Origin of the sequence: Xylocopilactobacillus apicola (assembly GCF_033095985.1) — a bacterium.
Taxonomy (GTDB): domain Bacteria; phylum Bacillota; class Bacilli; order Lactobacillales; family Lactobacillaceae; genus Xylocopilactobacillus; species Xylocopilactobacillus apicola.
This window is the reverse complement of the sequence record NZ_AP026802.1, coordinates 996,723-1,018,030: the sequence shown is the minus strand read 5'-3', so window position 1 is coordinate 1,018,030 and position 21,308 is coordinate 996,723. Positions and strand designations below refer to the sequence as shown.

The window sequence follows — 21,308 nt, the reverse complement described above, 5'->3', positions numbered from 1 at the left end:
TTTAAATTCCTTTCATCATTTGAAAAATAGGCAACATAATATTTAGATAAACAATTACTACGCATACTCCCACAAAAAGAAACATTAACGGCTGAATTTTATTGATAATTCTTTCAATTCCTGCCAAAAGTCGTTCGTAAATAATTTTTGTCAATGCTGAAAACTCAATTTTTAAGTTTTCAGTTTCAAGACCACGACCTAATAATTGTTCTAATTCTGTTGGAAAATATGTGTATTTACGAACAATTGCAATTAAATTTGTCCCACTGATAATTTCTTTTTCAATCTGCTGACTGATTTGAAACAAATAAGATTTTTTTGGGCGGGAATGACAAATTGCAATCATCTGATTGATAGAAAAACCATTTTGAACGAATAAAGTCAGATCAAACATGATCAAATAATGGTAATAACAAAGAATCGTCTTCCCGATTAGGGGCACTTTTCTAAAAATTTGAACTTGCTTGGTAACTGGCCGTAAAGATACTATTAAATAAAAAATTAATCCTGATAGGGTGAGGCCGATCACCAGGAAAAAACTAATGTTAATCAATTGATCCATCTTATTTTCAGAAGAACCCGTAATTGCTTGAAAACCTGCGGCTTTTAATCCCAACTGCAAGGCCGCTAGCATTGCCAAAAGAAAGATCGGATAAGTTAGAAGCTGTAAAATTTTCTTGGTTTGTGCATTACGATATTGCAACATTTTTCCGAATGTTATAAACGATTCTTGAAGGTTACCATGTGCGTAAGATATCTCTAATTGATCAATAATATTTTGGGCAATTCCCAATTCAGTCAATGCAGTGGTTAAAACCTCACCATTATGTAAACGATTAGTTAATTTTTGAATTCTTTTTTGATATTTTGGATAGACTGTCTCTAAAAAGTTAAACGCCTGAATAATTGAAAAGCCATTTTTCATCATTTCACCTAAATGAATCATGATGATCGCTTGATCTTTGCGTGCCAATTTATTTTTAGCCATAGATAAACCTTTCTAACGTTGATTTTGTAATTTGACTTCTATTTAGTGCTGTAATTAACTGATTTTGCCAATGTTTTAAAACTTGCTTTTCACTAAATTGATAGTCGCTTTTAAAGCCATCGAACACCTGGGTCATCGCCTTCATATTTTGATTTTGATCGGGTAAAATTCTTTGATAACAAACAGAATTCAGACAATTTTTTAGAGTAGTCATACTAATCCCAAGATCAGTTAAGCGATCCAATACCCCATAAATACTGCGTGCATGAATTGTCGAAAAAACTAAATGACCACTTAGAGATGCCGTAATTGCTGCATGCGCGGAGGTCTCATCTCTAATTTCCCCAATAATCAAAACATCTGGTCGGTGTCTAAGACAAGCTTTAATAATCTCGCTATAACTCATCTTGGCTGATAAATTAACCTGGGTCTGCAAAAATGTCGGTTCATAAACTTCAACTGGATCCTCCACTGTCATTACCATCGATTTTTGCGCTAATTTACGTGCTAAATAATAAATCAACGTGGTTTTGCCCGAACCTGTCGGCCCACTAAAAAGCATCAAGCCACGTCTTTGCGTGAAGTATTCTAAAGATTCCAGGTCTTGTGAGCGAAATACTGATATTTGATCGATAATCGGATAAATCAAGCGTAAAACAAGCGATTCACGGTTATTAAAATCTCCAATTGTCGAAATTCTTAAATAAATTTTTTCCTGCAACTCGGTGGTAAAATCCATTGCCCCCATCTGAGGTCTCCTGGTTTCACCTAAATTTAAACCAGCAGTAAATTTAAAATAATTGATAAATGTTGCTGCTGTTTGATCAGTAAGGTTCGAGAGAATTTTAAAACCCTCTTTGCCTTGAGCCGCAATCTGATACCCCTTTCCCCGGGGCAAAAAGTAGATATCAGTATAGCGAGACTTAATCCAGTTTTGCAGCTGCGAAGTAATATTTGTCGAGACTGTCAGAACAATCCTCCTTTCTTTTTTTAACCTCCTGCTCTATAAATTACGCAAAAAAATTTTTTTTGTTAAAAAAAAAGCAGAAATTTCTGCCCTTTAATTTAACCAGTAGTTCCTTCTTGCAATTTCACCGGCAATAAATATTCTTTTTTTGTAGATTCTTGTGCTAAGCGCTGCTTTAAAACTGCCACCGATTTTTTTGCCATCTGGTCAATTGGCTGAATGACTGTCGTCAGCTGGGGCAACAGTTCACGTACAATTTGCGTCCCATCGTAGCCAATCAATAAAAGATCTCTTGGAATTTGGCGGCCTAGATTTTGAGCAATCTGCATGATTTGCGCTGCATCCGTATCGTTAGAAGCAAAAATTGCTTCGACATCTGGATGTTCTAAAAAAATCCGTCGTAAAATTTTCACTTTATCTGCGGGAGTAATATTAAAATCCACTTCATAAGTAATTGGGGATAAATTATGTGCCTTCATTACCTGTTCGTAGGCTTCGCGCCGTCTTTTTGCTGGAGTTTCAAGATCATTTGGACCGTTAGTATGAATTATTTTTTTTGCTCCGCGCTCAATTAACCGTTCAGTTGCTAGAATTCCTCCACGGTAATTATCAGAAGCAATAACCGGAATATCTTCGTTCATAATCCGATCAATTGCCACAATCGGCAAACCTGACTGATGATACTGTTCAATGCCTTGATTATGAGTTCCAACAATTAATCCATCAACTTGCTTGATCAGCAACTGTTGAAGATAATCGGCTTCTTTTTGGGGATTGTTCATTGAATTACCAATCAAGACTTTGAATCCTTGTTGATACAAATCATCCTCCAAAAAAGCCGTTAATTCACCGAAAAAGGGATTGGCAACCGTCGGAAGCAAAATTCCAATTAAATCAGTTTTATTTTTGTAAAGCTGACGAGCTACCACATTAGGATGATAATTCAGCTCTTCCATTGCTTGATAAACTTTATCAATTGTTTTCTGACTCAAATAACCACGGTTATTCAAGACGCGAGAAACCGTGGTTTTTGATAAATTAGCTCTTTTAGCGACATCTTCTAATTTTGGCATTTTTCCTCACTAAGTAGATAATGAGTCTATTATATCCCAAAATTTATTTGCAAATCTGATAGGTGTTAATTTTTTCTGGCAACTGATAAACTGCGCAATCAAAATTATTATTTTTCTCACTTGTTAAGCAAATCTTAGGAGTTCCATTGAAATAGTAGCGATCTGTAAACACTGACTCCCCTTGATTTAGAAAAATTTCAAGTGAACTTTTATCGACAAAAATCTGAATTTCAAGTTGATCATTCATCTTCAGTTTTGCATAACGGGCATCTGAACGATCTGAACGTTTTAAAATAAATTTATTTTGTTCACGCTGATACTTTAATTCAACTTTTGAATCAGAATTGGAATCTTCAAAATTAATTGTAAATGTTGTTCCTTGAAATTCTTGGAGATCCATCTTCAAATTAATTTCCAGCTGAGAATAACCACTAACTAACTCAATGGAATTGTGAACAGAGATATTTCCTTCTCTTAAAGTTTTCTGACGTAGAGATTTCATTTCTGCAATTGGCTGTTGATAGATCTGACCAACTCGCTCAACCAATTCACGAGGCAAAGTCAGCGCTCCAGCCCAGCCATCTTTTTGTTCAGGCATGTCGCTTCTCCACATATTAAGCCATCCAATTGCAATTCTCCGACCATCAGGAGTCAGCATTGTCTGAGGTGCATAAAAATCATGACCTTGATCGAGCTCATTAAACTGACCATGGCGAAAAATATTATTCTCATAATCAAATTCTCCAACAAAATAGCCTGATTGGTGTATATTAAGATATTTTTCAGCTTGAGAAACAATCCCTTGCGGAGACGTGAGCAGAAAATCTTGTCCATTTAAACGAAAAAGATCAGGACATTCCCACATATATCCTTCTTCATCAGCTGAAATTGCTTTTGCTACAGCTCCCAAATATTCCCAGGTCTTTAAATCGTCAGATCGATAGACTAACAAGCGTCCTAACTGATCATTGTTTTGACTCCCAACCGCCAAATAGTATAATCCATCTCGCTCCCAGACTTTTGGATCACGAAAATTTTTCGTATTGTCTTTTGGTGGCGTCGCAATAATTGGGTTCTTTTCGTACTTCGTAAAATGAATGCCATCTTGACTAAAAGCCAAATTTTGATTTTGCCAGTAATGTTCTGGATCGCCGTCGTCATAATAATTGTTGCCCGTATAAATCAAATAAAGAACATCATCTTTAACAATTGCACTTCCTGAAAAACAACCGTCTTTATCTTCAGAATCCCCTGGAGTCAGTGCAATCGGTAGTGTCTCCCAGTGCAGTAAATCACGACTTCTGGCATGACCCCAGTGCATCGGACCCCATTCAGACGAATACGGATGATATTGATAAAAGATATGATAATAACCTTTAAAATAGCAAAAGCCATTGGGATCGTTGATCCAGCCAGATGGTGCCATCAAATGATATCCTAAACGATAACGCAAATCGCTTAATTCTTGTAATTTTTTTACTTCAGTCATTTTTAAACCTCACTTTTTTTATGATCGGATAAAAGGATCACCATAAACATCTTGATCATCCTTTTTTAACACAAAGAATGCATAAATTCCCGCAATCAAAACGGTTAATGCAATTACATGGAAAGTATTGCTGTAGCCGACTTTATCTCTTAATGTGCCCAACGGAGTTGACAATAAAAATTGCCCCACTTGCGATGCCACCTGAAAGCCAATCATGTAGAGAGTTGCTGACAATTTGGTATCAAAATGGAGTGTAAAATATCGAAAAATTGGGAGCGAAAATAAAGGCACCTCAATTGAGTGTAACATTTTAATACAGGAAATTGCCACCGGATTATGAAATAAACCGCAAGCTCCTATTCGCACAAACATCACAGTTACTCCCAAAAGCAACGCATTTCTAACTCCAATTTTCTTCATCAAAATTGGCACTAAACTCATCATCAACGCCTCACAGAAAACTTGCACCGAATTTAAAATTCCATACATATGCTGACCCAATTCAGCAGTAGCAAACAAACGTGTGTAAAACTCGGGAAACATCTGCTGGTCAAAAACGGTATAAAAAGTATTCGTAAACATAATGAAAATGATGATTAACCAAAGATCCCGAATTTTTAACAATCCCAACATATCTTTAATTTTTGGTGTTTGTTCTTCAGAATCTTCTTCATCCGCTAAATCAGCTTCTTTTTCCTGTTTTGGCGTCCAAAAAACGAGTTCTAAAAGCAGTAATACGCCAAACAGAGAGCCAACCCAAAAATTCAGTTGCGGATTAATCGGAAATAAAAAACCAGCCAATAAAGCAACTAACGCATAGCCAAATGACCCCCAAGCTCGAGCCTGTCCATATTCAAAATTGAATCTCCGACTTAATTTTTCTGAAACTGCTTCAAAAATTCCTGATGCAGACAAAAATCCCGCCGATAGAACGAACCAGCTATAATTCCTAGAAGAAAATTTCGATGTAATAAAGGCGAATAGATCCAAACAAAGAAAGGACCAATCAACGATTCAATAATCGCACAAAAAATTAACAAATATCTTTTAATTACTAATTTATCCTGTAAAGTGCCGTAGATAAACATTAATATTAGCGTCACTAACGAATTAGCTCCATAGATGGTCCCTACTTCACTGCCTGACAAGCCTAGGCCGTTTTTAGTCGAAGTTAACCAAACTTGAAAAAATGACCACCACACTCCCCACGAAGCAAAGAACAATAACAAAGTTACGGAACTTTGCAAGTAGGAAGGATTTTTTAAAGTCTGAGCTAAAGAATTTTTTGACTTCATTACCAATATCCTCAATCTTTTTATTAGTTATACTAACCGGTTAGCATAACGCTTACAACAAAATATTATAGCGCTTTCTCTAAAGGTGTCAACCGGTTAGCATGTTTTTTCTATTCATTGACTTTTTTTGGGGGATCTTTCTTTAAAACAAAAAAGGCGTAAATGCCTGCAGTTAAAACAATTAGCGCAATTACGTAAAAAGTATCACTGTAACCAACTCGATCTCTTAAAGTTCCTAAAGGAGTTGACAATAAGATTTGACCTACTTGGGAAGCTACTTGAAACCCGATCATGTAAAGTGTTGCTGAGAGTTTCGGATCGAAATGGATGTTAAAATATCTGAAAATAGAGAGTAAGAAAAGGGGTACTTCAATTGCCTGAAAAACTTTTATAAAGGAAATTGCTAAAGGGTCATGCAATAATCCGCAAGCACCAATTCGCACAAACATTAAGGCGACTCCTAACAGTAATGAATTTCTAACCCCGATTTTTTTCATCAAAATTGGCACTAAACTCATCATCAAAGCTTCTGTGAAAACTTGAACCGAATTTAAAATTCCATACATCCGCTGACCTAATTCTGGCGTTGCAAATAAACGCGTATAAAAATCCGGAAACATTTGCTGATCAAAGACAGTAAAAAACGTTGTAGTAAACATCACAAAAATTATGATCAACCAAAGATCACGAATTTTTAATACCCCAAACATATCTCTTACTTTGGGAATTTGTTCTTTTTTTGACGTATCTTCTTTCTTGGTGTTAGGTCGCCAGAAAATGAGCTCCAAGAGTAACAATAAACCTAAGAAAGATCCAAACCAAAAATTCAATTGTGGATTGATTGGAAATAAAAAACCCGCTAGTAAGGTAACTGAAGCATAGCCAAGAGATCCCCCTGCCCGAGCGTAACCATATTCAAAGTTAAAACGACGACTTAATTTTTCTGAAACTGCCTCAAAAACCCCGATGCAGACAAAAAACCTGCTGAAAGTACAAAGGACCCTGTTATTATTCCTAAAATGAAATTATGATGCAAAAGAGGCGAATAAATCCAAACAAAGAAAGGCCCAATTAGTGTATCTATGACCGCACAAAAAATTAACAAATAACGTTTGGTCACCAATTTATCCTGAATTGCACCATAAATAAACATTAAAATCAGTGTCACCATTGAGTTAGTACCATAGATGGTCCCTACCTCAGCGCCTGATAAACCTAACCCATTTTTCGTAGAAGTTAGCCAAACTTGAAAAAATGACCACCATACACCCATCGAAGCAAAGAATAGCATCAATGTCGCTGCACTTTGTAAATACGATTCGTTATTTAACGTCTGATTTAAAATTTTTTTTGATTTCATTAAGTATACCTTCATTTTCATTAACAATAACGATTTATAGCACAAAAAAAGTGCTCTTTTAAGAACACTATATCACATATAGATTTTATTCACCTAGATATGCAAAGACTACTTTTTCGTCATAAATGTGTAGCATATTCTGATAAATAAAACGAGAAATTAGAGCCAATGCAATTGGAATTACAAACCACACAATCAAAGCGACAACAATATTAAGACTGGCTTTACCTGCATCAAGTGATGCTAAGGGCCCGACCATTCCAACTAAACCAAAACCAGCTGAAGCAGGCGTTCCCGAGACCCCAAAAATTGCAACTGGGATTGCTGAAATAATTGTTGTGGTTAAAATTGGTAAAAGAATAATCGGATGACGGAACAAATTAGGAATCATCATTTTCATAGCTCCTAGAGCAATTGCCAAAGTCATCCCTGATTTATTGACTTTCCACGAATGAACCACCAGAACAATTGTAGTTGCTGCAACACCCATTGCCGCAGCTCCAGCGGATAAACCATTTAATTGAATTGCCATTCCGATTGCCACGGTCGATATGGGAGTGATAAGAATTACAGCAAACATACAAGCGATTAATATACTCATTAAAACTGGCTGTAACTTTGTAAATGAATTGATTACATCACCAATCCAAACTGTAATTTTAGCAACATAAGGTAAGATAATAAGCCCAATCCAACTTGCACCACCCCCAATTAAAATTGGACCTGCAACGATTTTGACTGAACCAAATTTATCCCCTACCAATAAGGTCAAGCCCACCGCAATCGCGGCCGTTAACATCGTATTAATTAAATCTCCAGTCCCGTTAGAAACAAACATCCCTGCAGCTTTTGTCACAGGATTTAAAATCTTGGGATTAAACTGAGTTACTCCAGAACCAACGTAGGCAGCACCTGCTACAATAGCGATATCAACTTTGGTAAAATTAAAAGCCAAAGCGATTAATGCACCTATCAACAACGGTGTCGTAAATTGAAAAGTGAGTAAAACTCTGGTCAATTGAACGGCAATTGGGTTTGGTCCAAATAATTTCAAAATTCCCGATAATACCGCATTTGGCAGTAATCCAACAATAATTCCTGTTGCAGTTCCTGCTAAGATATTATTCATAAAACTACTGGCAGTTATTTTTTCTTGCGTTGCTTCATTTGTCATATTTTTCCCCTAACTTACATTTATTATTTGTTCCTTTGCATGGATTAATTGAGTTAATAGAGTGCAATAAGGCGTTGGCACCCCATATTTTGTTCCTTTACTAGAAATTGCACCATTAATGAAATCAATTTCAGTTGGCCGATGATTCTTGATCAAATCTTGATACATCGAAGGATAATGTTCAGTAATATCGCCCAAAAAAGTTTGGTAAATATGTTCGTAAACTTCTTCTTGGTCTAAGTTAATTCCCTCTTTTGCCCCGACAGCCGCAAATTCAGCAATTATCTCTTTAAGAAGAGTTTCTGCCTCCTTAGTTTTTCCTAATTGACCGATATTGCATTCTAAGATCGTACATAAACTATTTAAGGTCCCATTTAACGCAGCTTTGCGATAAATAGAATATTTAACGTTTTCACTGTAACGAGCATTCAATCCCGCATCACTTAAAACCCCAACAACTTCTTCAGCAAATTTTTTGTGATCTGACCCTGGTTCAAGGTTTTGCATTTCGACATCCCCCGTCCCAAACAATTTAACTCTACCAGGAGCCTCCATAATCGCTGTCCACATCGTAATACCTAACAAAATATTTTGCTTTGGTACAAACTCCTTTAATACCTCTTCATGACCCATCCCATTTAACAAGCACAAGACATAGGTATTAGGGCCAATAATCTGCTTTACCCCTTGGAGCATCTCTCGCAATTGATATGATTTAGTAAAAACAATAATTAAATCGGCCTGTTGTTCATCTTTTTCAATCTCTTCAGGCGATATAATCGGAATATATTCAAAGAGCTCTTCACCATTAAAATTAGCGAATATTCCATTTTTTTTGATTGTATCTACGTTTATCTGCCAACCATCAATCAATTTGACATCATTTCCTTTTTTGTGCAATTTAATTGCAAAACGGCTACCCATCCCACCAGCACCAAGAATTGTAATTTTCATAATTTGTTCCCCCGTTATTGATATTCTTTTCTGAAAAAAAGTAAAGTTATTGTATCAATTTATGAATCAATAAACAATGATATTCAAAATTTTTTTTCAAAAAAATTCAATTTGTTTTTTAAAAAACGCTGAAATCCTTGATAAATCAAGATCTTTAATTTGCCTACAAAATCACATTTGAAATTTATCAAATAAAAATTCAGAAAAAAATTGAAAATTACCTCATTTGTTGCAAAAAAAAAAGCCCTTTTTCAAAGGCTATCAAAAATAATTATTCTGCCGCAGTATAAACATCTGAAACATCATCACTATCATCAAGTGCATCCAGCATGTGTTCAAATTTTTCTTCTTTGTCTTCTGGCACTTTAGTTGTAACGTTAGGAATCATGCTTACTTCTGCACTTGAAAGAACGTATCCAGACTTCTCTAAACTCTCTTTAACCTCATTAAGAGATTTGGGATCAGTATAAATCGTATAATAATCATCTTCATTAACGATATCATCCGCGCCAGCGTCTAAAGCATCTAGTGTCAATTGATCTTCGTCGAGATCTTGGTCTTCTTTAGGGATAATAATTTCACCCTTACGAGAAAACATGTAAGATACTGAACCAGTTTCCCCCATTGTTCCGCCGTTACGATTAAATGCCATTCTAACTTCGGTTGCAGTTCGATTTTTGTTATCGGTTAAAGCATAAACCAAAACAGCAACTCCGCCGGGACCGTATCCTTCATAGACAATTTCCTCATAATTTGCACCGCCAACTCCTGATGCTTTATCAATTGCCCGTTTAATATTGTCTTTTGGCATGTTAGCTTGTTTAGCTTTCTCCATAACCAATCGTAAATTAGGATTACCTGACGGATCAGGTCCTCCAGCCTTTGCCGCAACATAAAGTTCTTTCGATATTTTTTGAAAAATCTTTCCTCTCTTTGCGTCTTGAGCGTTTTTACGACCTTGAATATTGTGCCATTTTGAATGTCCTGACATATTCAAAACTCCTTTAGTTAAATTCTATAAATGTCTACCATTATCGTTTACCGTTAAATAATATAGCACTCTATGCCAGTTCATTCAATACTAAGCCTCAATTGCCCGAACGAAAAATCATTTTTTTGATCTTTTGAAGAGCCTTTTTCCCAAAAACATAATTGGCCAGGCCTGTCTTTAAAACAAGGAAGCCATAAATTATAACGCCCAAAATGATGGCAACAATTAAAATAATTACCGCCAAAAAACGATCTCTTGGATCTACAAAATGATACATAAGTTTAACCGCAAAATTAGTGACCAAGGCCATGACCATCGAAAGCAATAAAAGGGCAAATGAACGGCGCATAAAATAATTAAGTTTTAAGAAAATGTATGAACCAATTCCCTAAACATTAACAGACACGTAATTAAAAGCGCCAGTCCCGTGGCAAAAATAGCTCCTTTTTCCCGCATAAAATAAACGCAAGGGAACTGAAATAAAAGTTTTAATCCAATCCCAAACAATAAATATTTAATTGCAACTGAATTAAAGTATGAAGCCTGAAAAATCGCAGATAATACCATAAACATAGCTTCAACAATACAAACAACTGCTGAAATTTGGAGAATTAAAATTCCTAATCGATCATAGCGATAAAAATAGTGTAAAGCGGTGCTGCAACAGCCATAACACCTAATGAAGCCGGAAATATGATGAAATTAAATACTTCAAGAATTTTCCTGATCTGAACTCTAATTTTTCCTACTTCTTTTTTGTAATCATTGATGATAAAAGCGGAGTTAAACTCACTGCCATCGCAACTGCTAGCGACAAGACAATCGTCGTTAATTTATTGGCATTTGCAGCAAATAATGCGTAGAAGAAGTCCAATTGATCCTTGGAATAATGTTTAACCAAAAGCATCGCTCGATTAAAAGTGTACTGATCAATTAAGAAAAACAAAGTGATTGAAGAATCAGTGAAAATGTACGGGACTGATTGCTTAATAATCTCAAGAAATAAATCTGTAGTTGAAAGCCTGGAATTCCTTTCATTAACGTTTAAATGATATTTTTTTTTATGAAGCAAAATTGTACTTAAAAGAAACAAAAGGGAAAAAACTGCGCCAATAAAAGCTGCAAACGTTGAAAAAACAACTGCTAGAACATAGGAACGGTGAAAAACCTTAATAATTAGATACGTCGATCCTAAGATAAAAATAATGCGGAAATTTGCTCAATAAGTAGAGAGATGGCTGATGGTTTCATATCATTGAAACCTTGAGTAAATCCTCGTAAAAGACTCATAACCGGAATTATCAAAATTGCAACAGAAAGCGAGCGAAAAATCGGAATTAATCGATTATCGCCAGCTGAAAGGACTGGTGCAACAACAAACATTATCACACTAAACAAAACCCCAGTGCCACCATAACATGGCTCCATGTTTAAAAATCTTTTTGCTGGTAGAATACTCACCCAAAGCGTTATACTTTGCTACTTGTTTTGCAATAGCTCCTGGAATCCCAGCCTGTGAGATAACCAGAAAAAGCGCATACCACTGATATCCTTTTGAAAAAGAGAGTTAGCGATTGCATCATTTGGTCGTAACCAATTAAGCCAGGGAATTACATAAAGTGCCCCTAAGAGATTGGAGGCAACGTTACCAAATGTCATCCAAAATGAACCGCTGATAAATTTTGAATTGGTGCTTTTATCGTTTGCCAAGAATTCCCTACTTAACCACAATATTAACGATTTTATTAGGAACTACAATAGTCTTAACAACTTGATGGTCCTCAATAAATTTCTGAACATTTTCCAGATTTTTAGCTTTATCTTTTAACTGTTCTTGATCCTCATCAACAGAAGCTTCAATAGTTCCTCTCAATTTGCCATTTACCTGAACGGCTATTGTTACCGTATCCTCAACAATCTTATTAACATCAAAAGTTGGCCACTCCGAGTATGTTAAAGATTCATTATTACCTAATCGTTCATTTAGTTCTTCTGTTAAATGAGGAGCAATTGGATTTAATAATTTCAAGAAATTTGTTGCCATTTCGCGATTAAAATGGTCGGCCTTTTGTACTTCATTAATGAAGACCATCATTGCAGAAATTGCAATATTAAATCGCATTCTACTGTAATCTTCAGTCACCGTTTTAATGGTTTTATGATAAATAAAATCTAGCTCTGGTGTGTTTTGATCAGTAATTTTTGAACTAAGTTCATCGCTATCTTCATCAACATAGATCCGCCAAATTCGATCTAACCATCTTCTTGTTCCGGCTAAACCTTCATCCGACCAACTAATTGACTGTTCGAGTGGTCCCATAAACATTTCATAAACTCTTAAGGAGTCGACCCCATATTCCTCAATAATATCATCAGGATTAACAACATTACCCTTAGACTTACTCATTTTCTCGTGATTATTTCCGAGAATCATACCTTGGTTGACTAATTTTTGAAAAGGTTCTTTGGTTGGAACAACCCCTAAGTCGTATAAAAACTTGTACCAAAAACGCGCATAAAGCAGATGTAGGAGGAGCGCTAACATTATAATGAAGGGAATGGAACGAAAGACGTTAACTAATTTATCTAAGATACTGTAGAAAACCGGGTGGGGATTGATTCCGTTTTTATCGGTCACCACCAATAAAACTCCGAAAAACAATCCTAGAATTCCCGCCATAAATGCGCTAGCAAAGGTCATATAGAGAGTCTGCCAGATCGCACTGACAAATCCATAATCGCCGCTCCAATTAGTTACTACATTTGGTAAATATTTTGCAATAAAACTCATTTTTCATCGATCCCTTCAATTTCTCTGACGTGCACCTTTGATTGCTTTAAATAATCGATTGCTTGCGTAATTTGTTCTGACTGTCCTGACAATATAACCACTAAATTGCCAAGCGGCTGCCCCTGAAGCATTTCGATGTTGCCGTAAAGAATATTGGCTGATACTTGAAATTTCTGATACAAAGACGAGATCAATGGCTCATCTGCAGATTCTCCGAGATATGAGAGTTGAAGCATCTTCTCCCCTGCCTTAAGATTTCTGACATCGAAGGCTGCTAAAGTCTCATCTAATCGAGTTGTAGTGTTAATAAACGATTTAGTGAGCGCAGTTTTTGGCTCGCTGAAAATTTGATAAACAGAACCTTCTTCAATAATTCGACCTTGATCCATCACCGCCACCTGATGGCTAATTTGTTTAACGGCTTCCATTTGGTGCGTAATTAAGACGATCGTTAATCCTAGTTGTTTGTTCAACCGATTCAATAATTCCAAAATCGACTGAGTAGTCTTGGGATCCAGCGCACTCGTTGCCTCATCAGAAATCAAGATATCAGGATGATTTGCCAGTGCTCGGGCAATTCCTACCCTTTGCTTTTGGCCGCCAGATAACTGACTCGGGTAATTATTAGCTTTATCGCTCAGTCCAACCAATTCCAGAAGTTCCTTAACTCGCTCTGATTTTTGCTGCTTGGTCAAATCACTGCCCTTTAGCGCAAAAGCAACATTATTAAATATTGTCCGGGCATTCATTAAATTGAAATGTTGAAAAATCATCCCGATTTTTTTCCGGCTAGCGCGCAATTCCTGCTCTTTTAAACTTAAGAGATCCTGACCATTTACCAGAACTTCTCCCGCACTTGGGCGCTGCAACAGGTTGATTACTCGTACCAAAGTGCTCTTACCAGCACCGGAGTAGCCGACGATTCCAAAAATATCGCCCCGATTAACGTTTAAGCTCACGTGATCAACCGCCCGTACTTTCTTTTCCTTGTTCGAAAAATCAACAGTGATGTCTTTTAATTGAATAATTGGTTCTTCCAAAGTGATTACCTTCTATCTTTAAAATTTATAATTCCAAGCGGGAACCGACGAACCCTGGTAGACCTCTTTTAATTTTTGAGCAACTTTTTCAGTCTGATACGCCTTAACTACTTCTTGATACGTTTTATTGTTTTTGTCTTTCTTTTGAGCAACTAGAACGTTGATCCAAGGCTTAGATTTCTTTGTAATTTTTTCAGTGTAAATAGCAGTGTGGGGATTCAATTTAGCATCAAGTGCGACGCCATTATTGATTATTGCCACTGTCACGTCATCAAGCGAACGAGCGGTTTGAGAAGCATCGAGTGGTGTAATTTTAACTTTTTTAGGATTCTTAACGACATCATTTGGCGTTGGAATTTCAACTCCTGATTTCAAAGTGATAACTTTTGCCGATTCCAGCAATTGCAGCGCCCGTGCTTGATTCGTAGCATCGTTAGGAATTGAAATCGTATCACCGCTCTTTAAATTATCGATACTTTTAATTTTCTTAGAATAAACAGCCAGCGGAGCAATAATTGTATTGCCAATTGGTACTAAATCAGCATGGTGAGCTTTATTCCAATTATTTAAATAAAAAATATGTTGATAAGAATTAAGATCAATATCGCCGCTGACTAAAGCTTGGTTTGGCTGATCGTAAGTCGTAAATTGCACCAATTTAACCTCAATGCCCTTTTTCTTTAACTCCGGCTTAATCGCATCCCAAACCCGTTCGTCGGATCCAATAATCCCGACCTTGACTGTTTTTGTCCCCTCACTCGATGACTCGCTTTTCTTGCTGCTGCCACACGATACTAAAAATAATGCAGCGCAGAAAGTCAAAACTAGCAATAACAATTTTTGATACTTTTTCATTTTCCATTCCTCCTAAATTTAAAACCAAAAAAACTCGCTTCTAAAATAATTTAGAAACGAGTTACTCGTGGACCATTCTACTTCAGGATCAGCTTACACTAATCCCCTCACTAACTTACAAAAAGTACTATAAGCGTGCACGGTAATGGGTGCCAGGCATCATCGCTTAAAATATTCAGCGATGCCAATCATGGGCCATTTTCGATTGACTTAATCTAACTTGTTCTCATCTTCTCAAGCTCTCTGGATAGACTTCATCAATTTACTTTCCCAATCAACTTGTTTGGTTTGATTGATATAGAATTTAAATCATTTTGAACTAATTGTCAAATCTTTTTTGAAAAAAAAATCAAAAGATTGACAACTGTGTTTATAATTAAGCAAACAGGAGGAACAAAAATGAATAAAGAAAAGAAAATTAAAGTTTTACAAGACTTGATCAAAATCAATTCAGAGAACGCTCACGAAATCAAAGTGGCGCAATACTTACATGATTTATTATCTGAGTACCAAATCGAAAGCGAAGTTCTCCCACTTGACGGGGACCGCGCAAACTTGGTGGCTGAAATTGGTCAAGGTGAAGATCCTCGGATTTTAGGATTTTCAGGCCACATGGATACGGTTGCAGTTAGCGATACCAACGAATGGACCTATGACCCATTTTCTGGTCACATCGAAGGTGATCGGCTTTATGGACGAGGAGCAGCCGACATGAAAAGCGGTCTCGCAGCTCAAGTCATCGCTTTAATCGAAATGACTGAAGAAGGCAAACTTCCGGCCGGAAAAATTCGCTTTTTAGCCACTTTTGCCGAAGAAAGCGGGGCTCCTGGCTCAGAACTTTTAACCAAGCAAGGCTATTCCAAAGATCTTTCAGGCTTAGTTATCTCTGAACCTACCAGTGGTCGGGTAATTTATGCCCATTCAGGATTTTTGAATTATCAAGTCGAAAGCTTTGGCATCGCTGCCCATAGTTCAGATCCAAGCAAGGGAGTTAATGCAATTAGTAACTTGCTGCCTTTTTTAAATGTTGAGAAACACTTCTTTGAATATGCACCCGAAGACCCCATTTTAGGGCCAGTTCCTCACAGTGTAACGATCATTGAAGGCGGCAAACAAATCAACACGATCCCTAATTATGCCCTGCTCCGAGGAAATATTCGGCCAACTAACAGTTTTTCTAACGAAGAAGTGATTTCGGTCTTAAACGCCGAAGTTGATAAAATTAATCAGCTCCCTGATCACCAACTAAAATTAACGATCATCAACGATCTCTTGCCAATTGGCACTGATCCTCAAAGTGAATTTATCCAATTTATTAAATCTATGGCCCAAGAAGGTTTCGCCACTAACGACATTGAACTCGACATCATGAAAGGCGGCACTGACGCCAGTTTATTTATTCGAGCTAACCCTAATTTACCTGTAGCCATTTTTGGAGCTGATGATTGGAATATTTCTCATCAAAAAGATGAATTCACCACATTAAGCAGTTATTTTCATTTAATTGATTCATTGAAGCTGATTGGCGAAAAGTATTTCATCAATGTGCACTAGCGTTTAAAAATCCGCTTATATCCATTTTTAAGTTTAACGGTCACTGTTCCGTCTTTTTTATTGACGGTTCCTTGATCGGTTTCGAAATATTCTTGATCTTCGGGACAAAGCCGTCTAATCGTATCACTAAGATAATAGTTACTGATTAATTGACTAGAATCAGTGTGATCTAAAGTATTTCGCTCGATAAATAAAACAACAATTAAAACCAAGTTGAAAATTAAAACTGCACTCAAAATAGTGCTAGCGCGCAGCCGGTGACGTCTCAAAGAATATATATGTTTCAAATTTTTTTCCATTGATTACAACTTTTTCCTTAATGGTTTCATTGTTTTCTTGCTGATAACTTAACTGATCAATTCCTGTTAAAAGCGGCATATGTCCGCCATTGACACTACGAACTCGGATCATATTTTTATATCTTTCTAAAAAAACAGTATTTCCATTAGATACGCCAGAAAATTTCAGCTGATCTGGTGAAAATTCCTGCAGCTTAACTTCATCGCCTAAATAAATATCTCTTTGAATTACTGCCAAATGATAATCGTTAGTTGTTTCATTTTTGACTTGCTGATTAATGGCCTTTAAACAGCTGATTATTAAAGATATTACAAAGACCGCCAGACAAGTTAAAAAGAGAGAAATAACCGCTTCAATTAAGAGAAAAGCTGGTAATTTATTTTTCATTCCAATTAATCTCCATTTGATGCTGATTACTGAGATTAATAGCTTTAATTTTGCCCCGATCCAAACTAATTTCATAAATCACACTATTTATGGTGATTTGACGTGGAATTTGGGTTTGCTTTTGGCGTGCCATCGCCGCACTTCGCAAACAAAAAGCTAAGTTCTCTTGCTCTGAAAATTTTTTTGTCGCCCGATAACTCGACCAATAAGTACTCGTCAGGCTGAAAACTCCCAGCGATAAAATAGCTAACGAGATGATACTTTCCAACATAATAAAAGCTTTGAGTCTAAACTTTAACAAAAGTCACCGTCCCCCATCCCATCTGTAACGTTAAACGATACAAATTATTATTTGTCTGATCTTTAAAAAAGATAGAAATCGGCGCGATCCCTTTTTCCCCATAGATTCTCACTTCTGAATTTTTAACGAGCGTTAAAAATTTAGGTAACTTCATACAAGTGTTTGTTTTTTGAGTTAAAAGATTTTTCACCGTGATCTCCTGAATGTCTCGATCAAAAAATATCAGAAAATAGTCGTCATTAACCAAAGCCTGTTCCTTTAAAACATTAAACTTCTGATTTATTTCGACGGTAAAATTTTTAATTTCCTGATCACGAAAAGTCGTTTTAGGAACTAAGAAAGAAATGCTTAGAACCATCACGGTTAGTGCCAGGGTTATCACTGTTTCTATGAGCGTAAAAGCCTTACATTTAAGGAGTGATGGAAACATTGCCATCGTTGCTGATCGAAATTTTAGCTTTTTTCGCTTGCTCGACTTGGCGTTCATTAATCGCTCCCGCTGTTTTCAATTTATCCAAAGTGATTGGTTTTTCGATCTCATCAGAATAAAGATCAACTTGCGTTTGGATTGTCGTAACTAAAGCTGAATTAGTCTTATTTTCTGCTTTCTTCTTTTGACTGTTTAAATTAGGCAAAATAAGAAGCATTAAAAGACCAATAATAAAGAGTACGATCACCATTTCGATTAACGTAAATGCGTTGGACTTCTGGTGTTTTTTTAATTTACTAATTAATTGTTTCATTTTAAATTCCTTTCATCATTTGAAAAATAGGCAACATAATATTTAGATAAACAATTACTACGCATACTCCCACAAAAAGAAACATTAACGGCTGAATTTTATTGATAATTCTTTCAATTCCTGCCAAAAGTCGTTCGTAAATAATTTTTGTCAATGCTGAAAACTCAATTTTTAAGTTTTCAGTTTCAAGACCACGACCTAATAATTGTTCTAATTCTGTTGGAAAATATGTGTATTTACGAACAATTGCAATTAAATTTGTCCCACTGATAATTTCTTTTTCAATCTGCTGACTGATTTGAAACAAATAAGATTTTTTTGGGCGGGAATGACAAATTGCAATCATCTGATTGATAGAAAAACCATTTTGAACGAATAAAGTCAGATCAAACATGATCAAATAATGGTAATAACAAAGAATCGTCTTCCCGATTAGGGGCACTTTTCTAAAAATTTGAACTTGCTTGGTAACTGGCCGTAAAGATACTATTAAATAAAAAATTAATCCTGATAGGGTGAGGCCGATCACCAGGAAAAAACTAATGTTAATCAATTGATCCATCTTATTTTCAGAAGAACCCGTAATTGCTTGAAAACCTGCGGCTTTTAATCCCAACTGCAAGGCCGCTAGCATTGCCAAAAGAAAGATCGGATAAGTTAGAAGCTGTAAAATTTTCTTGGTTTGTGCATTACGATATTGCAACATTTTTCCGAATGTTATAAACGATTCTTGAAGGTTACCATGTGCGTAAGATATCTCTAATTGATCAATAATATTTTGGGCAATTCCCAATTCAGTCAATGCAGTGGTTAAAACCTCACCATTATGTAAACGATTAGTTAATTTTTGAATTCTTTTTTGATATTTTGGATAGACTGTCTCTAAAAAGTTAAACGCCTGAATAATTGAAAAGCCATTTTTCATCATTTCACCTAAATGAATCATGATGATCGCTTGATCTTTGCGTGCCAATTTATTTTTAGCCATAGATAAACCTTTCTAACGTTGATTTTGTAATTTGACTTCTATTTAGTGCTGTAATTAACTGATTTTGCCAATGTTTTAAAACTTGCTTTTCACTAAATTGATAGTCGCTTTTAAAGCCATCGAACACCTGGGTCATCGCCTTCATATTTTGATTTTGATCGGGTAAAATTCTTTGATAACAAACAGAATTCAGACAATTTTTTAGAGTAGTCATACTAATCCCAAGATCAGTTAAGCGATCCAATACCCCATAAATACTGCGTGCATGAATTGTCGAAAAAACTAAATGACCACTTAGAGATGCCGTAATTGCTGCATGCGCGGAGGTCTCATCTCTAATTTCCCCAATAATCAAAACATCTGGTCGGTGTCTAAGACAAGCTTTAATAATCTCGCTATAACTCATCTTGGCTGATAAATTAACCTGGGTCTGCAAAAATGTCGGTTCATAAACTTCAACTGGATCCTCCACTGTCATTACCATCGATTTTTGCGCTAATTTACGTGCTAAATAATAAATCAACGTGGTTTTGCCCGAACCTGTCGGCCCACTAAAAAGCATCAAGCCACGTCTTTGCGTGAAGTATTCTAAAGATTCCAGGTCTTGTGAGCGAAATACTGATATTTGATCGATAATCGGATAAATCAAGCGTAAAACAAGCGATTCACGGTTATTAAAATCTCCAATTGTCGAAATTCTTAAATAAATTTTTTCCTGCAACTCGGTGGTAAAATCCATTGCCCCCATCTGAGGTCTCCTGGTTTCACCTAAATTTAAACCAGCAGTAAATTTAAAATAATTGATAAATGTTGCTGCTGTTTGATCAGTAAGGTTCGAGAGAATTTTAAAACCCTCTTTGCCTTGAGCCGCAATCTGATACCCCTTTCCCCGGGGCAAAAAGTAGATATCAGTATAGCGAGACTTAATCCAGTTTTGCAGCTGCGAAGTAATATTTGTCGAGACTGTCAGAACAATCCTCCTTTCTTTTTTTAACCTCCTGCTCTATAAATTACGCAAAAAAATTTTTTTTGTTAAAAAAAAAGCAGAAATTTCTGCCCTTTAATTTAACCAGTAGTTCCTTCTTGCAATTTCACCGGCAATAAATATTCTTTTTTTGTAGATTCTTGTGCTAAGCGCTGCTTTAAAACTGCCACCGATTTTTTTGCCATCTGGTCAATTGGCTGAATGACTGTCGTCAGCTGGGGCAACAGTTCACGTACAATTTGCGTCCCATCGTAGCCAATCAATAAAAGATCTCTTGGAATTTGGCGGCCTAGATTTTGAGCAATCTGCATGATTTGCGCTGCATCCGTATCGTTAGAAGCAAAAATTGCTTCGACATCTGGATGTTCTAAAAAAATCCGTCGTAAAATTTTCACTTTATCTGCGGGAGTAATATTAAAATCCACTTCATAAGTAATTGGGGATAAATTATGTGCCTTCATTACCTGTTCGTAGGCTTCGCGCCGTCTTTTTGCTGGAGTTTCAAGATCATTTGGACCGTTAGTATGAATTATTTTTTTTGCTCCGCGCTCAATTAACCGTTCAGTTGCTAGAATTCCTCCACGGTAATTATCAGAAGCAATAACCGGAATATCTTCGTTCATAATCCGATCAATTGCCACAATCGGCAAACCTGACTGATGATACTGTTCAATGCCTTGATTATGAGTTCCAACAATTAATCCATCAACTTGCTTGATCAGCAACTGTTGAAGATAATCGGCTTCTTTTTGGGGATTGTTCATTGAATTACCAATCAAGACTTTGAATCCTTGTTGATACAAATCATCCTCCAAAAAAGCCGTTAATTCACCGAAAAAGGGATTGGCAACCGTCGGAAGCAAAATTCCAATTAAATCAGTTTTATTTTTGTAAAGCTGACGAGCTACCACATTAGGATGATAATTCAGCTCTTCCATTGCTTGATAAACTTTATCAATTGTTTTCTGACTCAAATAACCACGGTTATTCAAGACGCGAGAAACCGTGGTTTTTGATAAATTAGCTCTTTTAGCGACATCTTCTAATTTTGGCATTTTTCCTCACTAAGTAGA

At 36.2% G+C, this 21,308-nt stretch carries 22 protein-coding genes, 3 pseudogenes and 1 other annotated feature; of the genes and pseudogenes, 1 reads left to right on the top strand and 24 read right to left on the bottom strand.

Going from position 1 to position 21,308, the window contains the following annotated elements; all coding sequences use genetic code 11:
* Position 1 precedes the first annotated feature (1 nt).
* From R8495_RS05065 to R8495_RS04990, 16 genes and pseudogenes are all read right to left on the bottom strand, one after another.
* Positions 2-988, bottom strand: a complete 987-nt coding sequence (locus tag R8495_RS05065) for a type II secretion system F family protein (protein ID WP_317636433.1) — start codon at positions 986-988, stop codon at positions 2-4.
* Positions 981-1,940: a competence type IV pilus ATPase ComGA gene (gene comGA / locus R8495_RS05060; RefSeq protein WP_486684821.1), complete on the bottom strand. Its 960-nt coding sequence runs from the start codon at positions 1,938-1,940 to the stop codon at positions 981-983. The genes R8495_RS05065 and comGA (R8495_RS05060) overlap by 8 nt, the downstream gene beginning before the upstream one ends.
* Positions 1,941-2,053: 113 nt before the next feature.
* A complete protein-coding gene (locus R8495_RS05055) occupies positions 2,054-3,028 on the bottom strand; it encodes a LacI family DNA-binding transcriptional regulator (protein WP_317636432.1) in 975 nt (324 codons plus the stop codon).
* Positions 3,029-3,071: 43 nt separating this feature from the next.
* A complete protein-coding gene (locus R8495_RS05050; protein WP_317636431.1) occupies positions 3,072-4,517 on the bottom strand; it encodes a glycoside hydrolase family 32 protein in 1,446 nt (481 codons plus the stop codon).
* 18 nt (positions 4,518-4,535) lie between these two features.
* Positions 4,536-5,812, bottom strand: a pseudogene (locus R8495_RS05045) (oligosaccharide MFS transporter).
* A 110-nt stretch (positions 5,813-5,922) separates the two neighbouring features.
* Positions 5,923-7,172 (bottom strand): annotated as a pseudogene (locus tag R8495_RS05040) (oligosaccharide MFS transporter).
* A gap of 85 nt (positions 7,173-7,257) precedes the next feature.
* Positions 7,258-8,346: a PTS sugar transporter subunit IIC gene (locus R8495_RS05035; RefSeq protein WP_317636429.1), complete on the bottom strand. Its 1,089-nt coding sequence runs from the start codon at positions 8,344-8,346 to the stop codon at positions 7,258-7,260.
* A gap of 9 nt (positions 8,347-8,355) precedes the next feature.
* The gene (locus R8495_RS05030) at positions 8,356-9,300 is read right to left on the bottom strand and encodes a 2-dehydropantoate 2-reductase (protein WP_317636428.1); all 945 of its coding nucleotides are present in this window, start codon (positions 9,298-9,300) and stop codon (positions 8,356-8,358) included.
* 271 nt (positions 9,301-9,571) lie between these two features.
* Entirely contained in the window at positions 9,572-10,291 is a 720-nt protein-coding gene (locus tag R8495_RS05025; RefSeq protein ID WP_317636427.1) for a YebC/PmpR family DNA-binding transcriptional regulator, read from the bottom strand.
* Positions 10,292-10,388: 97 nt separating this feature from the next.
* Complete coding sequence (locus R8495_RS05020) at positions 10,389-10,640, bottom strand: hypothetical protein (protein ID WP_317636444.1); 252 nt, start codon at positions 10,638-10,640, stop codon at positions 10,389-10,391.
* A gap of 396 nt (positions 10,641-11,036) precedes the next feature.
* Positions 11,037-11,363: an MATE family efflux transporter gene (locus R8495_RS05015; RefSeq protein ID WP_317636443.1), complete on the bottom strand. Its 327-nt coding sequence runs from the start codon at positions 11,361-11,363 to the stop codon at positions 11,037-11,039.
* A gap of 119 nt (positions 11,364-11,482) precedes the next feature.
* Positions 11,483-11,719: an oligosaccharide flippase family protein gene (locus R8495_RS05010; protein WP_317636442.1), complete on the bottom strand. Its 237-nt coding sequence runs from the start codon at positions 11,717-11,719 to the stop codon at positions 11,483-11,485.
* A gap of 51 nt (positions 11,720-11,770) precedes the next feature.
* A complete protein-coding gene (locus R8495_RS05005; protein ID WP_317636441.1) occupies positions 11,771-12,001 on the bottom strand; it encodes a hypothetical protein in 231 nt (76 codons plus the stop codon).
* 7 nt (positions 12,002-12,008) lie between these two features.
* Positions 12,009-12,824: pseudogene (locus R8495_RS05000) on the bottom strand (class I tRNA ligase family protein); the annotation flags it as partial.
* Between the two features lie 254 nt (positions 12,825-13,078).
* Complete coding sequence (locus tag R8495_RS04995; protein WP_317636591.1) at positions 13,079-14,110, bottom strand: methionine ABC transporter ATP-binding protein; 1,032 nt, start codon at positions 14,108-14,110, stop codon at positions 13,079-13,081.
* Between the two features lie 30 nt (positions 14,111-14,140).
* Positions 14,141-14,977 (bottom strand): MetQ/NlpA family ABC transporter substrate-binding protein, encoded by an 837-nt coding sequence (locus tag R8495_RS04990; RefSeq protein WP_317636440.1) that lies wholly within the window; start codon positions 14,975-14,977, stop codon positions 14,141-14,143.
* Positions 14,978-15,026: 49 nt separating this feature from the next.
* Positions 15,027-15,264, bottom strand: a binding site (T-box leader).
* A gap of 112 nt (positions 15,265-15,376) precedes the next feature.
* Here R8495_RS04990 and R8495_RS04985 point away from each other — a divergent pair.
* The gene (locus R8495_RS04985) at positions 15,377-16,531 is read left to right on the top strand and encodes an ArgE/DapE family deacylase (protein ID WP_317636439.1); all 1,155 of its coding nucleotides are present in this window, start codon (positions 15,377-15,379) and stop codon (positions 16,529-16,531) included.
* Here R8495_RS04985 and R8495_RS04980 read toward each other — a convergent pair.
* The 8 genes from R8495_RS04980 to R8495_RS04945 all read right to left on the bottom strand — a co-directional run bounded on the left by R8495_RS04980 (position 16,528) and on the right by R8495_RS04945 (position 21,290).
* The gene (locus R8495_RS04980; protein WP_317636438.1) at positions 16,528-16,767 is read right to left on the bottom strand and encodes a hypothetical protein; all 240 of its coding nucleotides are present in this window, start codon (positions 16,765-16,767) and stop codon (positions 16,528-16,530) included. The two genes, R8495_RS04985 and R8495_RS04980, sit on opposite strands and share 4 nt — an antisense overlap.
* Before the next feature lie 7 nt (positions 16,768-16,774).
* A complete protein-coding gene (locus tag R8495_RS04975; protein WP_317636437.1) occupies positions 16,775-17,218 on the bottom strand; it encodes a ComGF family competence protein in 444 nt (147 codons plus the stop codon).
* The gene (locus R8495_RS04970) at positions 17,208-17,519 is read right to left on the bottom strand and encodes a hypothetical protein (protein ID WP_317636436.1); all 312 of its coding nucleotides are present in this window, start codon (positions 17,517-17,519) and stop codon (positions 17,208-17,210) included. The genes R8495_RS04975 and R8495_RS04970 overlap by 11 nt, the downstream gene beginning before the upstream one ends.
* Complete coding sequence (locus tag R8495_RS04965; RefSeq protein ID WP_317636435.1) at positions 17,506-18,006, bottom strand: hypothetical protein; 501 nt, start codon at positions 18,004-18,006, stop codon at positions 17,506-17,508. Before R8495_RS04965 ends, R8495_RS04970 begins: the two co-directional genes overlap by 14 nt.
* On the bottom strand, positions 17,930-18,262 hold the full coding sequence (gene comGC, locus R8495_RS04960; RefSeq protein ID WP_317636434.1) for a competence type IV pilus major pilin ComGC: 333 nt from the start codon (positions 18,260-18,262) through the stop codon (positions 17,930-17,932). The genes R8495_RS04965 and comGC overlap by 77 nt, the downstream gene beginning before the upstream one ends.
* A gap of 1 nt (position 18,263) precedes the next feature.
* Positions 18,264-19,250 (bottom strand): type II secretion system F family protein, encoded by a 987-nt coding sequence (locus tag R8495_RS04955; protein WP_317636433.1) that lies wholly within the window; start codon positions 19,248-19,250, stop codon positions 18,264-18,266.
* Positions 19,243-20,202 (bottom strand): competence type IV pilus ATPase ComGA, encoded by a 960-nt coding sequence (comGA, locus tag R8495_RS04950; RefSeq protein WP_486684821.1) that lies wholly within the window; start codon positions 20,200-20,202, stop codon positions 19,243-19,245. Before comGA (R8495_RS04950) ends, R8495_RS04955 begins: the two co-directional genes overlap by 8 nt.
* Before the next feature lie 113 nt (positions 20,203-20,315).
* Positions 20,316-21,290: a LacI family DNA-binding transcriptional regulator gene (locus R8495_RS04945; protein WP_317636432.1), complete on the bottom strand. Its 975-nt coding sequence runs from the start codon at positions 21,288-21,290 to the stop codon at positions 20,316-20,318.
* Between the last annotated feature and the right edge of the window lie 18 nt (positions 21,291-21,308).

Bases quoted from the DNA above. Each gene is read 5' to 3' on its own strand.
- R8495_RS05065 (WP_317636433.1), bottom strand. From the start codon at position 988: ATGGCTAAAAATAAATTGGCACGCAAAGATCAAGCGATCATCATGATT.
- R8495_RS05055 (WP_317636432.1), bottom strand. From the start codon at position 3,028: ATGCCAAAATTAGAAGATGTCGCTAAAAGAGCTAATTTATCAAAAACC.
- R8495_RS05050 (WP_317636431.1), bottom strand. From the start codon at position 4,517: ATGACTGAAGTAAAAAAATTACAAGAATTAAGCGATTTGCGTTATCGT.
- R8495_RS05035 (WP_317636429.1), bottom strand. From the start codon at position 8,346: ATGACAAATGAAGCAACGCAAGAAAAAATAACTGCCAGTAGTTTTATG.
- R8495_RS05030 (WP_317636428.1), bottom strand. From the start codon at position 9,300: ATGAAAATTACAATTCTTGGTGCTGGTGGGATGGGTAGCCGTTTTGCA.
- R8495_RS05025 (WP_317636427.1), bottom strand. From the start codon at position 10,291: ATGTCAGGACATTCAAAATGGCACAATATTCAAGGTCGTAAAAACGCT.
- R8495_RS05020 (WP_317636444.1), bottom strand. From the start codon at position 10,640: ATGCGCCGTTCATTTGCCCTTTTATTGCTTTCGATGGTCATGGCCTTG.
- R8495_RS05010 (WP_317636442.1), bottom strand. From the start codon at position 11,719: ATGGAGCCATGTTATGGTGGCACTGGGGTTTTGTTTAGTGTGATAATG.
- R8495_RS04990 (WP_317636440.1), bottom strand. From the start codon at position 14,977: ATGAAAAAGTATCAAAAATTGTTATTGCTAGTTTTGACTTTCTGCGCT.
- R8495_RS04985 (WP_317636439.1), top strand. From the start codon at position 15,377: ATGAATAAAGAAAAGAAAATTAAAGTTTTACAAGACTTGATCAAAATC.
- R8495_RS04975 (WP_317636437.1), bottom strand. From the start codon at position 17,218: ATGAAAAATAAATTACCAGCTTTTCTCTTAATTGAAGCGGTTATTTCT.
- R8495_RS04965 (WP_317636435.1), bottom strand. From the start codon at position 18,006: ATGAACGCCAAGTCGAGCAAGCGAAAAAAGCTAAAATTTCGATCAGCA.
- comGC (WP_317636434.1), bottom strand. From the start codon at position 18,262: ATGAAACAATTAATTAGTAAATTAAAAAAACACCAGAAGTCCAACGCA.
- R8495_RS04955 (WP_317636433.1), bottom strand. From the start codon at position 19,250: ATGGCTAAAAATAAATTGGCACGCAAAGATCAAGCGATCATCATGATT.
- R8495_RS04945 (WP_317636432.1), bottom strand. From the start codon at position 21,290: ATGCCAAAATTAGAAGATGTCGCTAAAAGAGCTAATTTATCAAAAACC.